Source organism: Nonomuraea sp. NPDC003804 (assembly GCF_040610675.1).
Lineage (GTDB): Bacteria > Actinomycetota > Actinomycetes > Streptosporangiales > Streptosporangiaceae > Nonomuraea.
The window spans coordinates 235,826-251,586 of record NZ_JBEXMT010000011.1 but is presented as its reverse complement, the minus strand read 5'-3'; the positions used below and the strand labels follow the sequence as shown (position 1 = coordinate 251,586).

Genomic DNA, 15,761 nt, shown 5'->3' with positions numbered 1-15,761 from the left:
CGGAGGGCGCGGTCGGCAAGCACATCAACAACATCTTCGCCAAGCTCGGCCTGTCCGGCCGCCGCCATCGCCGCCCGGCTCGGCCACGAAGGGGAAAGGGACGTCATCGACCTGTCGGCCCTGGCCCCCCACCTGCTCCACCCCGGCGCGCACGCCGGCCTGGAGGTGGCGCTCGACCTGGTCCGCGGCGCGTCGGTGGTCGTGCTGGCCAGCCCCACCTACAAGGCCACGTACACCGGACTGCTCAAAGCCTTCCTCGACCGGCTGCCGCACCGGGCGCTGGCCGGCAAGACGGCGCTACCGGTGCTGGTCATGGGCGACCCCCGGCACGCCCTGGCCGTCGAGGCGCACTTCCGGCCGCTGCTGGTGGAGCTCGGCGCTGCCGTGCCCACGCCAGGGCTGGCGCTGCTGGAATCGGAGCTGCCGGGCGACGAGGCGCTCGCCGCGTGGGCCGACCTGGTGGCGCCGCAGATCCTCCTCCACGAGGGCGTCCCCGGCTGACCCGCGGTCCTGCCCGCCTCCCGCGCCTGCTGTCCTTCCTGTACTCCTTGTGCTCTTCTGTGCTTTCTGTGCTCCCTGTACGGCAGGCTGCTTTCTGTGCTCCCTGTACGGCACAGCGGGGGCCGGGCGCCACCCCTGGCACGGGGCGGGCGCCAGTCCAGGGATACGCGTCACCGGGCGCACGGGGCCGGGCGCCCCAACGGACCCGCCACGACCCGCCACGACCCGCCGGGCTTCCGGGCTTCCGGGCTTCCGGGCTGTCGAGCTTCCGGGCATCCGGGACTCCGGGACTCCGGGCATCCGGGATTCCGGAGTGCGGGCGACGTGACGGTGGCCCGCCGGAGTCCCGCTGGAGTGCGCGTGATGGACGGGCGGTCAGCGGTGACCACGGTGGCCTCGACCCGGCCTGCCGTACAGGGAGGCGTGCAGAGAGGCGAGGGTCGGCGGCCCTGAGGCCGCCGTACCGGAAGCGAGCCTGTCAGTGGCGGGTGACGGTGTGGCGGCCGCGGGGGACCGGGAGGTCGAGCATGGTGCGGATGCCGGGCGGGGCCGCGCAGAGGGCGGGCACGATGTTGACCGCTCTGGCCGCGGCCGCCGCGAGCCCGTGGGAGACCTCGTCGACGGTCACCATCATCTGCGGCACGCCCTCGATGTGGATGGCGAACCCGGGCTCGGGCCAGCGGCGCACCTTGGCCGCGTCGGCCTTGTACACGCATTCGATGGTCATGAAGGGCCGCCCGCGCACCAGCCCGGAGAACACCCAGCGCGAGGCGCAGACGGTGCCCTCGCTGACCAGCCCGGCCGCGATCTCGAACTCCTCCGTCGCCAGCTCGAACTCGTCGCTCTCCTCCACCTCGTCCAGCCGCACGTCGAGCGCGTCGGCCACGAGCTGGACGCTCTCGGCGAACAGCGAGCGCTGGAAGGCCCGGTAGGGGCGCACCGCGGCGGTGTAGTCCTTGGCCGAGCGGGTGAAGCCGACCAGGTCCACCACGATCTGCCGGGAGGGATGGCCGCGGAAGTCGGACGACTCGCGAACGTAGATGTGGTCGACCCTGCTCGACAGCCCGGTCAGCGCCAGCGGCAGGAAGTCGCTCATGAAGCCCGGGTTGATCCCGGTGCCGTGGAACGACGTGCCACCCCTCTCGCAGGCCTCCTCGATGCGTTCGACGACGCCGGGCCCGTAGGAGCGCGGATAGACGAAGCCGGTGGTGGTGACGACGTTCTTGCCCGAGGCGAGCAGGGCGCAGATCGTCTCGACGTCGGAGGTGTGGTCGCGGCCGAAGTAGGAGGCGGGCAGCGGCATGTGCAGCACGCAGTCGGCGTCGAGCGCCATGATCCGCTCGACGTCGTCGGTGCACCTGACGCCCACCTCGGGCAACCGCGCCAGCTCTCCCGCGTCGACGCCGACCTTGTCGGGGTCGTAGACGAGGACACCGGCGAGCTCGAACTCGGGCCTGGTGAGCACGCTGCGCAGTGCGCAACGGCCGACGGCGCCAGTGGCCCACTGGATCACGCGGAGGGGCGGCTGTGCGGGCATGCAAGGCCTCCAGCCCGGATGGTGGGCGGGGCCGTTACAGGGAGGGGTGTCGTCCTTGACCGCCGCCCTAGCGGGGGCAAGAACTCTAGCAGAAATCCGCATGACTGATCACTGTCCGCAACAGCTTCGCCGGGATATTGTGCCCTTACTAGAATGTTGTTCTCCTACGGTGGAGGGTTCGCATGCTCCGGTTCGACGGCAAGGTCGCGATCATCACGGGCGCCGGGCACGGGCTCGGCCGCTCGCACGCGCTCCTCCTGGCCGAGCGAGGCGCGCGGGTCGTGGTCAACGACCTCGGCGGCGCTCTCGACGGCACCGGCGCGTCGGCCGGTCCGGCGGCCGACGTGGTCGAGCTGATCAGGAAGAACGGCGGCGAGGCCGTCGCCAACGCCGACAACGTCGCCACCCCCGAGGGCGCCAGGGCCGTCGTCCAGTCCGCCGTCGACGCCTTCGGCAAGGTCGACATCGTCATCAACAACGCGGGCATCCTGCGCGACAAGTCGTTCGGGAAGATGACGGTCGAGGAGTTCGACGCGGTGCTCGCGGTGCACGTGCGCGGCTCCTACCTGGTCAGCCAGGCCGCCTACCCCTACCTCAAGGAGCAGGGCTACGGGCGTGTCGTGAACACCTCCTCGCCCGCCGGACTGTTCGGCAACTTCGGCCAGGCCAACTACTCCACGGCCAAGATGGGCCTGGTCGGGCTGACCAAGACGCTGGCGATCGAGGGCGCGCGCAACGGCATCAAGGCCAACGCGATCGCGCCCATCGCCTGGACGCGCATGACCGAGGCGCTGCTTCCGGCCGAGTTCGAGGCGAAGTTCACGCCCGAGCGGGTGAGCGCGCTGGTGGCCTTCCTCGCGCACGAGACCTGCGAGACGTCGGGCGAGGTGTTCAGCGTCGGCGGGGGGAAGGTGGCGCGGGTGTTCGTGGCCGAGGGGCCGGGGTGGAAGACCGACGACCTGTCGCCCGAGGCGATCGCCGGCAACTGGGAGACGATCATGGCCGAGCAGCCGTACGTGCTGACGGCCGCCGACTCGATGAAGGCGATGTTGTAGCGGGTAGTTTCACGGCCCCAAGGGGGCCGCCGCGGGCGGCGGGGGAGCGGCGGCGCGTCCACGGGCACCGCTCGTGGACGTCAGCCGAGGTCCAGCCGGAGCAGCTCGTTCCTGGACCTGATCCCGAGCTTGGGATAGGCCTTGTAGAGGTGGTGCTCGACGGTGCGCGGGCTGAGGAAGAGCTGCGCGCCGATCTCCCTGCTGCTGCGGCCCTCGGCGGCCAGCCGGACCACCTGGAGCTCCTGGGGGGTCAACCGGTCGGAGAGCCGCGGGGCGGTGGGAATGGAGTCGGGCACCTCACCGGCGGCGCGCAGCTCGGCGCGCACGCGGTCGGCCCACGGCGTGGCGTGCAGCCGGTCGAAGATCTCCAGTGCGGTCCGCAGGTGGGCGCGGGCGTCGGTCCGCCGCTTGGCGCGGCGCAGCCACTCGCCGTAGGCCAGCTCGGTGCGGGCCCACTCGAAGGGCCTGCCACCCCGCACGTGCAGCTCGACGGCCTGCGCGTAGGGCTCCTCCTCGCCGGTCACCATCGCCTGACAGCGCAACGCGATCGCCCTGGCCCAGGGGTGGCCGGCGGCCCGCGCCCAGGCCTCGATCCTGCGCCGCGGCTCGGCGGCCCGCTCCGGCACACCCAGCCGTACGGCGGCCTCCACCTGGTCGCCCGCCGCGGCGACCAGGGCGGTCATGTAGTGGCCAGGCCACGTCCACGCCGCCTCCATCCGGTCGAGCGCCTGCTCGTAGCGTCCGGCGCCCAGGTCCAGCAGGCTCAGCAGGCAGGCCGCCGAGACCCCTGAGTCCACCACCGCGCCGGTCAGCTCGCGGCACCGCTCCGCGTCGCCCTCGATGGCCGCGATCCTGGCCAGCACCAGCTCCAGCCGTCCGACCCTCACCCGCGAGCCGGTGTCCCTGGCGATGGCCGCCGCCTCGGCCACCGACGCCTCGGCGTCGCGGTGCCTGCCCTCGAGGACCTGCTGCCTGGCCAGCATCTGCAGCACCTCGGGCAGCGCCCCGACCAGCCCTTCCCTCCGGCAGCGCGCAACCTCCGCCGTCGCCAGGTCCAGCACGGCGGCGTCGTCGCCGACGAACGCCGCGGCGTACACGGCGGGCATGCCACGCCCGGCCCGCGCCGCCGCGGTGGCCAACAGCGGCAGCCCGCGGGCGTAGTCGGCGTCGATCAGGTGCGCCATTCCGCGGGCCGCCTCGTCGGCTGGCAGCCCTGCCGCGGCGGCCTTGACCGCCTCGGCGTCGCCGGAGAACCAGGCGTAGGTGGCGGCGGTACGGAGCATCGACTCGGCCGTGCCGGGGCGCGCGTTCGGGGCGTGCTCGATCAGGATGCGCGCGGCCGTCCGCTGCTCGTCGCGCTCGAACTCCACCGCGGCCCTGACCCTGGCCAGCTCCGCCAGGACGGCGGGGTCGGCGGCGAGCCGTTCCGCCTGTCCGGCCAGCTCGCCGGCCCGCTCGACGTCACCCGCCTCCAGCGCGGTGGCGGACGCGGCACCCAGCCGCCGTACCCGGTCGGGCAGGTCCGGACTGAGCTCGGCGGCCTGCTGGAGGAGGCCGGCCGCGATGCCAGGGGCGGCTCGGTCCCTGGCCCGCTCCGCCGTCCGCTCCAGTTCCTCGGCGACGTCGGGGTCCTGGCCCATGGCCGCGGCGGCCCGGTGCCGTACCCGGGAGTCGGGGTCCTCGACGACGTCGGCCAGCGCGCGGTGCACCGACACCCGTTGCGCCAGGACGGCGCTCCGGTAGCAGGCGGCACGGACCAGCGGGTGCCTGAAGGCGATGCGGGCCCCGCTCACCAGCAGCAGCCCAGCTCGTTCGGCCTCCTCCAAGTCCCGCACGTCCGCGCCCAGCACCTGGGCCGCGGCCAGCACCGTGCGCAGATCCCCCCGGCCCTCGGCGGCCGCGACCAGCGTCATCAGCCTGGTCCGCTCGGGCAGCCGGGCGATCTGGGCGCGGAAGGCGGCCAGCACCCGGTCACCGACCGGCGTCCGCGCGGCGGCGCCGCCCGGGTGCCGCAGTTCCCTGCCGAACTCCAGGAGCGCGAGCGGGTTGCCGTCGGACTCGTCGATGACCTGGTTTCTGCGCCCCGGCGGCAGGCCGTACCTGGCCAGCACGCGGGCGGCCGCGTCCCTGCCGAGCCTGGTCAGCCGCAGTTCGGGCAGGCCGTGGCCATCGAACCCCTCCTCTCGCGCGGCGAAGACCATGGCGACCTCCTCGGCCGCGAGCCTGCGCGCGGCGAACAGCAGGGCGTCGGCCGTGACCTGGTCGAGCCACTGAGCGTCGTCCACCAGGCAGAGCACCGGACGGCGCTCCTCCGCCAGGTCGGCAAGCAGGGTGAGGACGGCCAGCCCCGTCGTGTACCTGTCGCCGGCCCGCGCCCCGCCGCGCAGCACCGTGCGCAGCGCCTCGGCCTGCGCGCCGGGCAGGGCGTCGACGCGGTCCTGGAGTGGCCACAGCAGCTGGAGCAGGCCGGCGCAGGCCAGCTCGACCTCTGCCTCGACACCGGTGACCCGCAGGACGCGCGCTCCCTGAGTGTCCGCCACCTCCTCGAGCAGGGCGGACTTGCCGATCCCCGCCTCGCCGCGCAGGACAAGCGCGCCGCTCCGCCCTTCCCCCGCCGCGGCGACCAGCCGGGTGAGCTCCGCCTGCTCGGCCTCGCGCCCGTAGAGCATGCGCCGGACCCTCCGAACCTCCGTAGTGAACGCCCGAAACCTTACCGATTCGGCGGATGGTGCCCCGCTCCTACCTTCGTGGCCATGAAGAACCTCTTCGCGCGTCTCACCGTCGGCAAGGTCGAGCTTCCCAACCGCCTGGTCATGGCGCCCATGACGCGCAACCGCGCCGCCGGAGGCCTGGTGACCGAGCTGACCGCCGAGTACTACACGCAGCGTGCGAGCGCCGGCCTGATCATCACCGAGGCTGTCCAGGCGTCGCCGAGAGGCCAGGGCTATGTCGACACCCCCGGGCTGCACTCGCCCGAGCAGGTCGAGGCGTGGTCCGCGGTGACCGAGGCGGTGCACGCCGCCGGCGGCAGGATCTTCGCGCAGATCACGCACACCGGCCGGATCGGCCACCCCGTGCTCTACCCGGACGGCGGGCTCCCGCTTGCCCCTTCGCCCGTCGCCTCCGGCATGCAGCTCCACACCGCCGACGGCCTGCTGGACCACCCCATGCCCAAGGAGATGACCCTCGACGACATCACGCAGACCGTCGCCGACTTCGTCGCCGCCGCCCGCAACGCGATCGCGGCCGGCTTCGACGGCGTGGAACTGCACGGCGGCAACGGTTTCCTGATCCACCAGTTCCTCGCCGACAACACCAACCGGCGGACCGACGGCTACGGCGGCTCGGTCGACAACCGGATCAGGTTCGCCGTCGAGGTCGTCCAGGCGGTCAGCGACGCCCTCGGCTCCGAGCGGGTGGCCATCCGGCTGGCGCCCGGCAACACCTACAACAACATCGCCGAGGCCGATCCGGCCACCGTCTACACCGCCCTGGTGCGCGGGCTCGCCCCGTACAACCTGGCCTACCTGCACATCGTGGAGTACGGCACCCGGCAGATCACCGAGCTGATCAGGTCCGAATGGCCGGGGACGCTCATCCTCAACCCGCACCCCGCCGGCCACGAGGGCCCGGCCACCCCCGAGGTCGGCGCCGCCGCGCTCCGCGACGGGGTCGCCGACGCGATCAGCCTCGCCGAGATGTGGCTGGCCAACCCGGACCTGCCGGAGCGCGTCCGGGCGGGCGGGCCGTACAACACCTCCGACCAGGCCTCCTGGTACGGCGGTGACCACCGCGGTTACACCGACTACCCCACCCTGCTCGGCCTTCCCGTCCGCGCGGGGGAGGCGCCGCGGGTCGTCGGCCCCGCGCCGCACAGCCAACGCTCGCAGATCGCCCCGGTGATGCTGCAGGAGGAGCTGTGGCAGCGGATGCGGGCCCTGCCGCGCGTCTACATGGCGCCCACGCTGGTCTCGGTCCCGCACGCCCGCTCGCTGTTCCTGCCCGACGGCGTCGGATCAGGGCCCGAGACCGCCTTCCAGAAGGGCCGCGAGTGGACGCACATCCACCCGCACCACGACGGCAGCCTGCACCTGACGCTGCCCGAGCCGGTCAAGGACGAGGTCGAGCGGGCCGGTTGGGGCGTGCGGCATCCCGAGCACCACTCGATCCTCGTGTACGGCCCGCGCACCCAGGGCGAGCTCGAGGTCGTCTGGCGCCTGGTCAAGCTCTCCTACGAATACGCGCTGGGCGAATCGCGATGAGCTGGGTGCCCGCCTTCCCCGGCCGCGTGCCGTACCTGATGGCCGGTGCGATCGACGCGCTGGGCAACGGGTTCTTCGCCGCCTTCTCCCTGCTGTTCTTCCGGCAGGTGACCGGGCTGCCGATGGCGGAGATCGGCTTCGGCCTCAGCGTGGCCTTCGTGGCCACGCTGCTGGCCAGCCCCGCCGTCGGCGCGGGGATCGACCGGTTCGGCGCCAAGCGCATGCTGGTGGCGGGCAACCTGCTGTCGGCCACGGGGTTCGCCGGATATCTGGTGGTCGACGACCTTCCCTTGCTCATCGCGGCCGCGACGCTGGCCTCGCTGGGCAACCGCGTCTACTACCCCGGCTCGTCGGCGCTGATCGGCGATCTGGTCACGGGCAGGGACAGGGACGCGCTGGTGGCCGTCCGATCGACCGTGCTGATGTCGGCGGTCGGGCTGGGCGGGCTGGCCTCCGGCCTCGCCGTCGGCTTCGGCGGCTACCAGGTGGTGGCGATCGTCCAGGTGGTCAGCTACACGGCGGCCGCCGCGCTCCTCCTGCGGGTCGCCGTCGCCGGGCCCGCCCGGTCCGCCGCGCCGGGGGCCGGCGGACCGGGCCTGCTCACGGTGCTGCGGGACCGGCGCTTCATGGCCTTCATCGTCATCAGCCTGCCGATCAGCTTCGCCCAGGACGTCTTCATCTGGGCGCTTCCCCTCTACGCGGGTACCGAGCTGCACATGTCGCCGCCCGTGATCGGCGCGCTGTCCGCATGGAACACGGCGCTCTCGGCGTTGACCCAGCTGCCGGTCAGCAGGCTGCAGCGCCGCAGCCGCCGCACCCGGGGCGCGGCGCTGGGCGCGCTCCTGTACGCCGTGGCCTTCGCCGCGTTCGGCCTCGCGGGGTGGCTTCCCGGTGCGATCACGCTGGGCGTGGCCACCACGATCTACGTCCTGGCCGAGCGGGTCCAGCTGCCTCCGCTGGAGGCGCTTAAGATCTCGATGGCCCCGGTACGGCTACGCGGGCGCTACATGGCCGCCTACAGCATGCTCTGCGGCGGGCTGACCGCGGCGGTGGCGCCGCTGCTGTTCACGTTGGCGCTGAGCGTGTCGCCGCTGCTGCTGTGGTCGGTGCTCGGGACCGGCGTGCTGGCCTCCGCGGTCGGATACCTGTGGCTCGGGGAGCAGCCCGAGCTGGAGAGCGAGGCGGCCACGGCCCCCGCCGGGCACGTGACCGGCAACCGCTGACGGGCTCGCGCGCCGTGCCGCGCGAAAACCCATGGTCACCGCCGAGTTCCGCCGGTCAAGACCCTACTTTGCCCGATCTGCGGCAGAAGATCTGCAAATCTCGGCCGGATGACACGCTCTTGATCCCTTGATTTCGTCATAAGTCTGCTCTTATCGTCGCGGCATGACGGGTGACGTCCCCGGCTCGCCGGGCGATGTTCTGACGTTGATCGGCAGGGGTCCGGCCATCACGCGGCCGGACCCCGACGACCACCACCTCGCTCCGGGCACCAGCAACGGGATCGCCGCATGTTGATCATGAGAGGCATCGTCAAGCAGTTCCCCGGCGTGCGGGCGCTGGACGGGGTCGACCTCGACGTGCGGGCGGGCGAGGTGCACTGCCTGCTCGGACAGAACGGCGCAGGCAAGTCCACGCTCATCAAGGTGCTCGCGGGCGTCCACCGGCCCGACGCGGGCACCATCGAGCTCAACGGCGCCACCATCGCGCCGAGCAGCCCGGTCGAGGCCATCAGGCTCGGCGTGGCCACCATGTACCAGGAGCTCGACCTCGTCGACGGGCTCAGCGTGGCGGAGAACATCATGCTCGGCCACGAACCCACCCGCCTCGGCTTCACCCGCCGCAAGGCGCTCAGGAACCGGGCCGGCGAGATCCTCGACCGGCTCGGCCACGGCGAGATCAGGCCGTCGACGGAGGTCGGCAGGCTGTCGCCGGCCGCCAAGCAGGTGATCTCGATGGCCCGCGCGCTCTCCCACGACGCCCGCGTGATCGTCATGGACGAGCCTTCGGCCGCCCTCGCCCACGACGAGGTCGCCAACCTCTTCCGCATCATCAGGGAGCTCACCGCGCAGGGCGTGGCCGTGGTCTACATCTCCCACCGGCTGGAGGAGATCAGGGAGATCGGTGACCGGGTCACCGTCCTCAAGGACGGCAGGACGGTCGCCGTGGGCCTGACCGCCCGCGAGACCCCCACCTCGCGGATCGTCTCGCTCATGACCGGCCGCACCGTCGAGTACGTCTTCCCGCCCCGCTCCGACCGCGCCGCCGGCGCCGAGGTGCTGCGCGTGGAGAACCTCAGCGCGCCCGGCGTCTTCACCGGCGTCTCCTTCTCCGTGCGGGCCGGTGAGATCGTCGGCCTGGCGGGCCTGGTCGGCTCGGGCCGTTCGGAGATCCTCGAGGCCGTCTACGGCGCGCGCCGCGCCACCGGCAGGGTCCTCCTGGACGGCAGGCCCGTCGGGGGCAACACCGCCCGGGCCGTGCAACAGGGCATGGGCCTGGCCCCGGAGGAGCGCAAGGCCCAGGCGCTCCTGCTCGACCAGTCGGTGACCGCCAACATCACCCTCGGCAGCCTCGGTCGCTACGCCAGGTTCGGCTGGCTGGACCGGGCGCGCGAGGACAGCGAGGCCAGGCGGCTCGTCAGGACGCTCGACATCCGGCCGCCCGATCCGCAACGGCCGATCAAGACGCTGTCCGGCGGCAACCAGCAGAAGGCGGTGCTGGCCCGCTGGCTGCTCAACGGCCGCAAGCTGCTCCTGCTCGACGAGCCCACCAGGGGAGTGGACGTCGGCGCGAGGGCCGAGCTGTACGCGGTGATCAGGAAGCTGGCCGACGACGGCATCGGGGTGCTGCTGGTCTCCAGCGAGGTGCCCGAGGTCCTGGGGCTGGCCGACCGCGTGCTGGTGGTCCGCGAGGGCCGGGTCATCCACGAGGCCGCCGCGCGGGAGCTCGACGAGCACACGGTGCTGGACATGATCATGGAAGGGAGCGCGGCGTGAGGTCCGAAGGCGTTTCCGCGGCCACGGCCACGGACCGAACCGGCGTGCTCGCCAGGGTCGGCGAGGTGCGGCACCTGGGCCTGGTGGGGGCGCTGGCGCTGCTGGCCGTCGTGGGCCTGGTCACCGTGCCGGAGAACTTCGCCACCGCCGCCAACCTGGTGAGCATCCTGTCGCTGGCCGCCACCATCGGGGTCATCACCGTCGGCATGACGTTCGTGATCATCGGCGGCGGCATCGACCTGTCCGTCGGCGCGATCATGGCGCTCGCCTCGGTGTGGGCCACCACGCTCGCCACCCAGTCGTACGGCCCGCTCGTCATGGGCCTGTGCGCCGTCCTCGTCGGCACGGGCGCCGGCCTGGTCAACGGCCTGATGATCGCCTACGGGCGGATCGTGCCGTTCATCGCCACGCTGGCCATGCTGGTGGCCGCGCGTGGCCTGGCCCAGCGGATGTCGGACCGCAAGACGCAGCTCATCCAGCCGGGCAACGAGGCGATCGTCGCCCTGTCGACCACCAGGGTGCTCGGCATCCCCCTGCTGGTCTACATCTTCGCGCTGGTGGTCGCGGCCGGCTGGATCGTGCTCAACCGCACCACCTTCGGCCGCCGCACGTACGCGGTCGGCGGCAACCCCGAGGCGGCCCGGCTGGCCGGAATCGACGTGCGGCGGCACACGATGCTGCTGTACACGCTGTCGGGGCTCTGCTGCGGGATCGCCGCCATCCTGATCATGGCGCGGACCACCACCGGCTCCTCCACCCACGGCGACCTCTACGAGCTGGACGCCATCGCCGCGGTCATCATCGGCGGCACCCTGCTCACCGGCGGCCGGGGGACGATCATCGGCTCCATCCTCGGCCTGCTGATCTTCACGTTGATCACCAACCTGTTCATCCTCAACGGGCTCAACACCAGCGACCAGTTGATCGCCAAGGGCCTGATCATCGTCGTCGCCGTCCTTCTCCAGCGGCGGAACCTCAAGGAGAGAGCACCATGACCGAGAAAGTCGCGCGCCGAGGTCTCCTCGTTGGCGGGGCCGTCCTGCTGGCCACCGGATGCACCAGCAACCAGCCCACCGCCCAGCCGTCCGCCCAGAACTCGGCGCCCGCTCCCGCTCCCGCCGGCGGCAACGACCAGCCCGGCACGAGGGTCGTCATCGGCTTCTCCGCGCCCGCCGCCGACCACGGGTGGATCGCCGCGATCGCCAAGAACGCCGAGTCCACCGCCAAGCGGTACACCGACGTCGACTTCAAGCCCGTCGAGCCGACCAACGACATCAACGCGCAGATCTCCGCCGTCGAGTCGCTGATCGCGGCCAAGGTGAACGCGCTGGTCATCCTGCCCAACGACGGCCGGCAACTGAACCAGGTCGCGCTCCAGGCCACCGCCGCGGGCATCCCCGTCGTCAACCTCGACCGCATCTTCCCCGACAAGCTCGCCTACCGCACCTGGATCGGCGGCGACAACTACGGCATGGGCGTCGCGGCCGGCCACTACATCGGCAGGAAGCTCAAGGCCAAGGGCGTGGCCGACCCCGTCATCGTGGAGATCCAGGGCATCGCCACGCTGCCGCTGACCCAGGACCGCAGCAGGGGCTTCGCCGACGCGCTCAAGACGTACGGCTTCGACGTCACCGCCAGTCAGGACGCCCAGTTCACGGTCGAGACGGGCAACAAGGTCGCCGCCAACCTGCTCCAGGCGCACAAGAAGATCGACGCGCTGTGGAACCACGACGACGACCAGGGCGTCGGCGTCCTCGCGGCGATCAGGGAGGCCGGACGCGACGAGTTCTTCATGGTGGGCGGCGCCGGCTCGGCCAACGCCATGCGGGAGATCCAGTCGGGCGCCTCGGTGCTGGAGGCGACCGTCACCTACAGCCCCACCATGGCCTCCTCCGCCATCAGGCTGGCGAGGTTGATAGCCCAGGGAAAGGGCATGAGCGACCTCGTAGAGAACCAAGTGCCGCAGTCGATCACGCTCGCTTCGGAGACCATCACGAAGGAGAACGTGCAGAAGTACCTACCTCTGGGGTTCGAATCCTGATGACACAGACCACCCTCGGCGTCGGCATGGTGGGCTACGCGTTCATGGGACGCGTCCACTCCCAGGCCTGGCGCAACGTGGCGGCCTTCTTCGACCTGCCGGTGACCCCGGTCATGGCGGCCCTGTCCGGCAGGTCCCGCGAGGCCGTCACGGCCGCCGCGGCCACGATGGGCTGGGCCGCGGTCGAGACCGACTGGAAAGAGCTCGTCAACCGCGACGACGTGCAGATCGTCGACATCTGCACGCCGGGCGACTCCCACGCCGAGATCGCCGTCGCCGCGCTCCAGGCGGGCAAGCACGTTATCTGCGAGAAGCCGCTCGCCAACACCGTCGAGGAGGCCGAGGCGATGACGGCGGCGGCCGCCGCCTCCTCCGGCAGGTCGATGGTCGCCTTCAACTACCGGCGCGTGCCCGCCGTCGCGCTGGCGCGGCAGATGGTCGCCGCAGGGGAGCTCGGGCAGATCAGGCACGTCAGGGCGCAGTACCTCCAGGACTGGATCGTCGACCCCGACTTCCCGCTGGTGTGGCGGCTGCAGAAGGACAAGGCGGGCTCGGGCGCGCTCGGCGACATCGGGGCGCACATCGTGGACGTCGCCCAGTTCGTCACCGGACAGCACGTCGTGGGCGTCTCGGCGCTCACCGAGACCTTCGTCAAGGAACGGCCGCTGGCGTCGGCCTCCGCGGGGCTCGGCGGCAGCCGTACCTCGGAGAAGGGGCCGGTCACCGTCGACGACGCGGCGCTGTTCATCGGACGGATGTCCGGGGGAGCGATGGCCTCCTTCGAGGCGACCAGGTTCGCCACCGGGCGCAAGAACGCCCTGCGCCTGGAGGTCAACGGGTCTCTCGGCAGCCTCGCCTTCGACTTCGAGGCCATGAACGAGCTGTGGGTGTCGTCGGGCGGTGAGGGCTTCACACGGATCCTCGTCACCGAGCCCCACCATCCCTACGTGGGCGCGTGGTGGCCGCCGGGGCACGGCCTCGGCTACGAGCACACGTTCACGCACGAGATCAAGGACTTCCTCGAGGCGATCGGCACCGGCACGGACCCGTCGCCGTCGTTCGCCGACGGGCTGAGGGTGCAGCGGGTGCTGGCGGCGGTCGAACAGAGCGCGGCCGAAGGTTGCTACAAGGAGATCTCATGACGAGACCAGTCACGTTGTTCACGGGCCAGTGGGCCGACCTGCCGTTCGACGAGGTGTGCAGGCTGGCCGCCGAGTGGGGCTACGACGGCCTGGAGATCGCCTGCTGGGGCGACCACTTCGACGTCGGCCAGGCCGTCGCCGACCCGTCCTACGTGGCCGCCAAGCGGGCTCAGCTCGACAAGCACGGGCTCAAGGTCTGGGCCATCTCCAACCATCTGGCGGGACAGGCCGTGTGCGACCACCCCATCGACGCCCGCCACCAGGCGATCCTGCCGGCGCGCATCTGGGGCACGGGAGACCCCGAGTCGGTACGGCAGGCCGCCGCCGAGGAGCTGAAGAACACCGCGCGCGCCGCCGCGCTGCTCGGCGTCGACACCGTCGTCGGGTTCACCGGGTCGTCCATCTGGCACACCGTGGCCATGTTCCCCCCGGTCCCGCCGTCCATGATCGAGGCCGGGTACCAGGACTTCGCCGACAGGTGGAACCCGATCCTCGACGTGTTCGACGAGGTGGGCGTGCGGTTCGCGCACGAGGTGCACCCGTCCGAGATCGCCTACGACTACGTGACCACGCAGCGGACCCTCGAGGCGGTCGGCCACCGTCCCGCCTTCGGCCTCAACTGGGACCCCTCCCACATGGTGTGGCAGGACCTCGACCCGGTCGGCTTCATCCTCGACTTCGCCGACCGGATCTACCACGTCGACTGCAAGGACACCAGGGTCCGGGTGGGCGACGGGCGCAGGGGCCGGTTGTCGTCGCACCTGCCGTGGGCCGACCTGCGGCGCGGCTGGGACTTCGTCTCGACGGGGCGGGGCGACGTGCCGTGGGAGGACTGCTTCAGGGCGCTGAACTCGATCGGATACGAAGGGCCCATCTCGATCGAGTGGGAGGACGCGGGGATGGACCGGCTCGACGGGGCGCCGGAGGCGCTGGCGTACATCAGGCGGATGAACGCGATCACCCCGCCGGCGGCGGCGTTCGACGCGGCGTTCGCTTCCGAGTAGGCGCCGGGCGGATCAGCCGTCGATCGTCTGGTAGGCGGTGGTCCAGAAGTCGCGGTGCAGGCGGGGCGTGTCCGGCGAGTCCATCGCGGCCTGGGTCAGCAGGATCCCGGTGAGCCCTTCGGCCGGGTCGGCGTAGGCGGTCGTGCCCAGGCCGCCGTCCCAGCCGAACTGTCCCACGGACGCCAGATCGCGCCGGTGGGTGCGGACCGCCATCCCGAAGCCGTAGCCGCCGTGCCGGCCGAAGTGGTCGCCGAAGGCGTCCTTCTCGACCTTCTGCTCCGGCGTGAGGTGGTCCGTCGTCATCAGCTCGACCGAGGCGCGCGACAGGACGCGCGTGCCGCCGAAGCCGCCCTTGTTCAGCAGCATCCGGTAGAAGGCGTGGTAGTCGTCGACGGTCGAGACGAGCCCGTCGCCGCCCGCCTCGAAGACCGGGGGCCGGCCGTACTTCCCGCCTGCGGCCTCGTCCCACACGACCAGCGCTCCGGTGCTCGGGTCGTGGGCGTAGCTGGTCGGCAGCCGGTGGATCCGGTCGGCGGGCACGTGGAAGCCGGTGTCCCTCATGCCGAGCGGCTCGAACAGGCGCTCGCGCAGGAACGTCCCGAACGACTGGCCGGCGACCCGGGCGACGAGCACGCCGAGTACGTCCGAGCCGGTGTGGTACTGCCACAGCTCTCCCGGCTGGCGCATCAGTGGCAGCGTGCCCAGCCGGCGGATCCACTCGTCGGGGCCGAACGCCGGCGAGGTGGTGTCCAGGCCCAGCTCGCGCACCGCGACCTGGATCGGGTAGGTGTCCGGCGGCGCCAGTACCACCCCGAACCCGAAGGTGAAGGTCAGCAGGTCGCGCACGGTGATCGACCGGCGCGCGGGCACCGTCTGCTCCAGCGGGGCGTCGATGCTCGCGAGCACCTGGCGGTCGGCCAGCTCGGGAAGCCAGGTCTCGACCGGGTCGTCCAGCCGCAGGCGGCACTCCTCGACGAGGATCATCACCGCCGCGGCGGTCGCCGGCTTGCTGAGCGAGGCCATCCGGAAGATCGTGTCCCGCCGCATCGGCGCCCCGCCGTTCGCGTGCATCGTGCCCATCGCCTCGACGTGCGTCTCGTCTCCCCGGCTGACCAGCGCGACCAGCCCGGGAACCGCCCTGGAGGCCACATGACCGGCCAGGACGTCGTGCATCCTGCCCAGGCGCTCCTTCGACAGACCGTTGATCGGCATCGCGATTCCCT

At 71.9% G+C, this 15,761-nt stretch carries 13 protein-coding genes; 10 read left to right on the top strand and 3 right to left on the bottom strand.

Annotated features, from left to right (window positions below; translation table 11 throughout):
- Positions 1-501 (top strand): NAD(P)H-dependent oxidoreductase (locus ABZX22_RS17990; protein WP_354910049.1); only part of this gene is annotated, 501 nt, incomplete at its 5' end.
- A gap of 478 nt (positions 502-979) precedes the next feature.
- On the opposite strand, the gene ABZX22_RS17985 is transcribed toward ABZX22_RS17990, so the two are convergent.
- Positions 980-2,038 carry a dihydrodipicolinate reductase gene (locus ABZX22_RS17985; RefSeq protein WP_354910048.1) on the bottom strand — a complete coding sequence of 353 codons (1,059 nt, stop codon included), beginning with the start codon at positions 2,036-2,038 and terminating at the stop codon, positions 980-982.
- A gap of 182 nt (positions 2,039-2,220) precedes the next feature.
- Between ABZX22_RS17985 and ABZX22_RS17980 the strand changes: the two genes are divergently transcribed.
- The gene (locus tag ABZX22_RS17980) at positions 2,221-3,093 is read left to right on the top strand and encodes an SDR family oxidoreductase (protein WP_354910046.1); all 873 of its coding nucleotides are present in this window, start codon (positions 2,221-2,223) and stop codon (positions 3,091-3,093) included.
- An 80-nt stretch (positions 3,094-3,173) separates the two neighbouring features.
- Here the strand turns inward: ABZX22_RS17980 and ABZX22_RS17975 are convergent, their stop codons facing one another.
- A complete protein-coding gene (locus tag ABZX22_RS17975) occupies positions 3,174-5,762 on the bottom strand; it encodes an AAA family ATPase (RefSeq protein WP_354910043.1) in 2,589 nt (862 codons plus the stop codon).
- A gap of 84 nt (positions 5,763-5,846) precedes the next feature.
- Between ABZX22_RS17975 and ABZX22_RS17970 the strand changes: the two genes are divergently transcribed.
- The 8 genes from ABZX22_RS17970 (at position 5,847) to ABZX22_RS17935 (ending at position 14,538) form a co-directional block, all read left to right on the top strand.
- Positions 5,847-7,355 (top strand): luciferase family protein, encoded by a 1,509-nt coding sequence (locus ABZX22_RS17970; protein ID WP_354910041.1) that lies wholly within the window; start codon positions 5,847-5,849, stop codon positions 7,353-7,355.
- Positions 7,352-8,578 carry an MFS transporter gene (locus ABZX22_RS17965; protein ID WP_354910039.1) on the top strand — a complete coding sequence of 409 codons (1,227 nt, stop codon included), beginning with the start codon at positions 7,352-7,354 and terminating at the stop codon, positions 8,576-8,578. The genes ABZX22_RS17970 and ABZX22_RS17965 overlap by 4 nt, the downstream gene beginning before the upstream one ends.
- 163 nt (positions 8,579-8,741) lie before the next feature.
- Positions 8,742-8,873, top strand: a complete 132-nt coding sequence (locus tag ABZX22_RS17960) for a hypothetical protein (protein ID WP_354910036.1) — start codon at positions 8,742-8,744, stop codon at positions 8,871-8,873.
- A complete protein-coding gene (locus ABZX22_RS17955) occupies positions 8,867-10,351 on the top strand; it encodes a sugar ABC transporter ATP-binding protein (protein WP_354910033.1) in 1,485 nt (494 codons plus the stop codon). Before ABZX22_RS17960 ends, ABZX22_RS17955 begins: the two co-directional genes overlap by 7 nt.
- The gene (locus ABZX22_RS17950; RefSeq protein WP_354910031.1) at positions 10,348-11,346 is read left to right on the top strand and encodes an ABC transporter permease; all 999 of its coding nucleotides are present in this window, start codon (positions 10,348-10,350) and stop codon (positions 11,344-11,346) included. The genes ABZX22_RS17955 and ABZX22_RS17950 overlap by 4 nt, the downstream gene beginning before the upstream one ends.
- Positions 11,343-12,392 carry an ABC transporter substrate-binding protein gene (locus ABZX22_RS17945; RefSeq protein WP_354910029.1) on the top strand — a complete coding sequence of 350 codons (1,050 nt, stop codon included), beginning with the start codon at positions 11,343-11,345 and terminating at the stop codon, positions 12,390-12,392. The genes ABZX22_RS17950 and ABZX22_RS17945 overlap by 4 nt, the downstream gene beginning before the upstream one ends.
- Positions 12,392-13,534: a Gfo/Idh/MocA family oxidoreductase gene (locus ABZX22_RS17940; RefSeq protein ID WP_354910027.1), complete on the top strand. Its 1,143-nt coding sequence runs from the start codon at positions 12,392-12,394 to the stop codon at positions 13,532-13,534. The genes ABZX22_RS17945 and ABZX22_RS17940 overlap by 1 nt, the downstream gene beginning before the upstream one ends.
- Positions 13,531-14,538, top strand: a complete 1,008-nt coding sequence (locus tag ABZX22_RS17935) for a sugar phosphate isomerase/epimerase family protein (protein WP_354910025.1) — start codon at positions 13,531-13,533, stop codon at positions 14,536-14,538. The genes ABZX22_RS17940 and ABZX22_RS17935 overlap by 4 nt, the downstream gene beginning before the upstream one ends.
- A 12-nt stretch (positions 14,539-14,550) precedes the next feature.
- On the opposite strand, the gene ABZX22_RS17930 is transcribed toward ABZX22_RS17935, so the two are convergent.
- Positions 14,551-15,750 (bottom strand): serine hydrolase domain-containing protein, encoded by a 1,200-nt coding sequence (locus tag ABZX22_RS17930; RefSeq protein WP_354910023.1) that lies wholly within the window; start codon positions 15,748-15,750, stop codon positions 14,551-14,553.
- Positions 15,751-15,761 lie beyond the last annotated feature (11 nt).

What these genes read in the sequence shown, in the direction of transcription:
- ABZX22_RS17960 (WP_354910036.1), top strand. Translation starts at nt 8,742, where the DNA reads ATGACGGGTGACGTCCCCGGCTCGCCGGGCGATGTTCTGACGTTGATC.
- ABZX22_RS17945 (WP_354910029.1), top strand. Translation starts at nt 11,343, where the DNA reads ATGACCGAGAAAGTCGCGCGCCGAGGTCTCCTCGTTGGCGGGGCCGTC.
- ABZX22_RS17935 (WP_354910025.1), top strand. Translation starts at nt 13,531, where the DNA reads ATGACGAGACCAGTCACGTTGTTCACGGGCCAGTGGGCCGACCTGCCG.
- ABZX22_RS17955 (WP_354910033.1), top strand. Translation starts at nt 8,867, where the DNA reads ATGTTGATCATGAGAGGCATCGTCAAGCAGTTCCCCGGCGTGCGGGCG.
- ABZX22_RS17985 (WP_354910048.1), bottom strand. Translation starts at nt 2,038, where the DNA reads ATGCCCGCACAGCCGCCCCTCCGCGTGATCCAGTGGGCCACTGGCGCC.
- ABZX22_RS17965 (WP_354910039.1), top strand. Translation starts at nt 7,352, where the DNA reads ATGAGCTGGGTGCCCGCCTTCCCCGGCCGCGTGCCGTACCTGATGGCC.
- ABZX22_RS17970 (WP_354910041.1), top strand. Translation starts at nt 5,847, where the DNA reads ATGAAGAACCTCTTCGCGCGTCTCACCGTCGGCAAGGTCGAGCTTCCC.
- ABZX22_RS17975 (WP_354910043.1), bottom strand. Translation starts at nt 5,762, where the DNA reads ATGCTCTACGGGCGCGAGGCCGAGCAGGCGGAGCTCACCCGGCTGGTC.
- ABZX22_RS17930 (WP_354910023.1), bottom strand. Translation starts at nt 15,750, where the DNA reads ATGCCGATCAACGGTCTGTCGAAGGAGCGCCTGGGCAGGATGCACGAC.
- ABZX22_RS17940 (WP_354910027.1), top strand. Translation starts at nt 12,392, where the DNA reads ATGACACAGACCACCCTCGGCGTCGGCATGGTGGGCTACGCGTTCATG.
- ABZX22_RS17980 (WP_354910046.1), top strand. Translation starts at nt 2,221, where the DNA reads ATGCTCCGGTTCGACGGCAAGGTCGCGATCATCACGGGCGCCGGGCAC.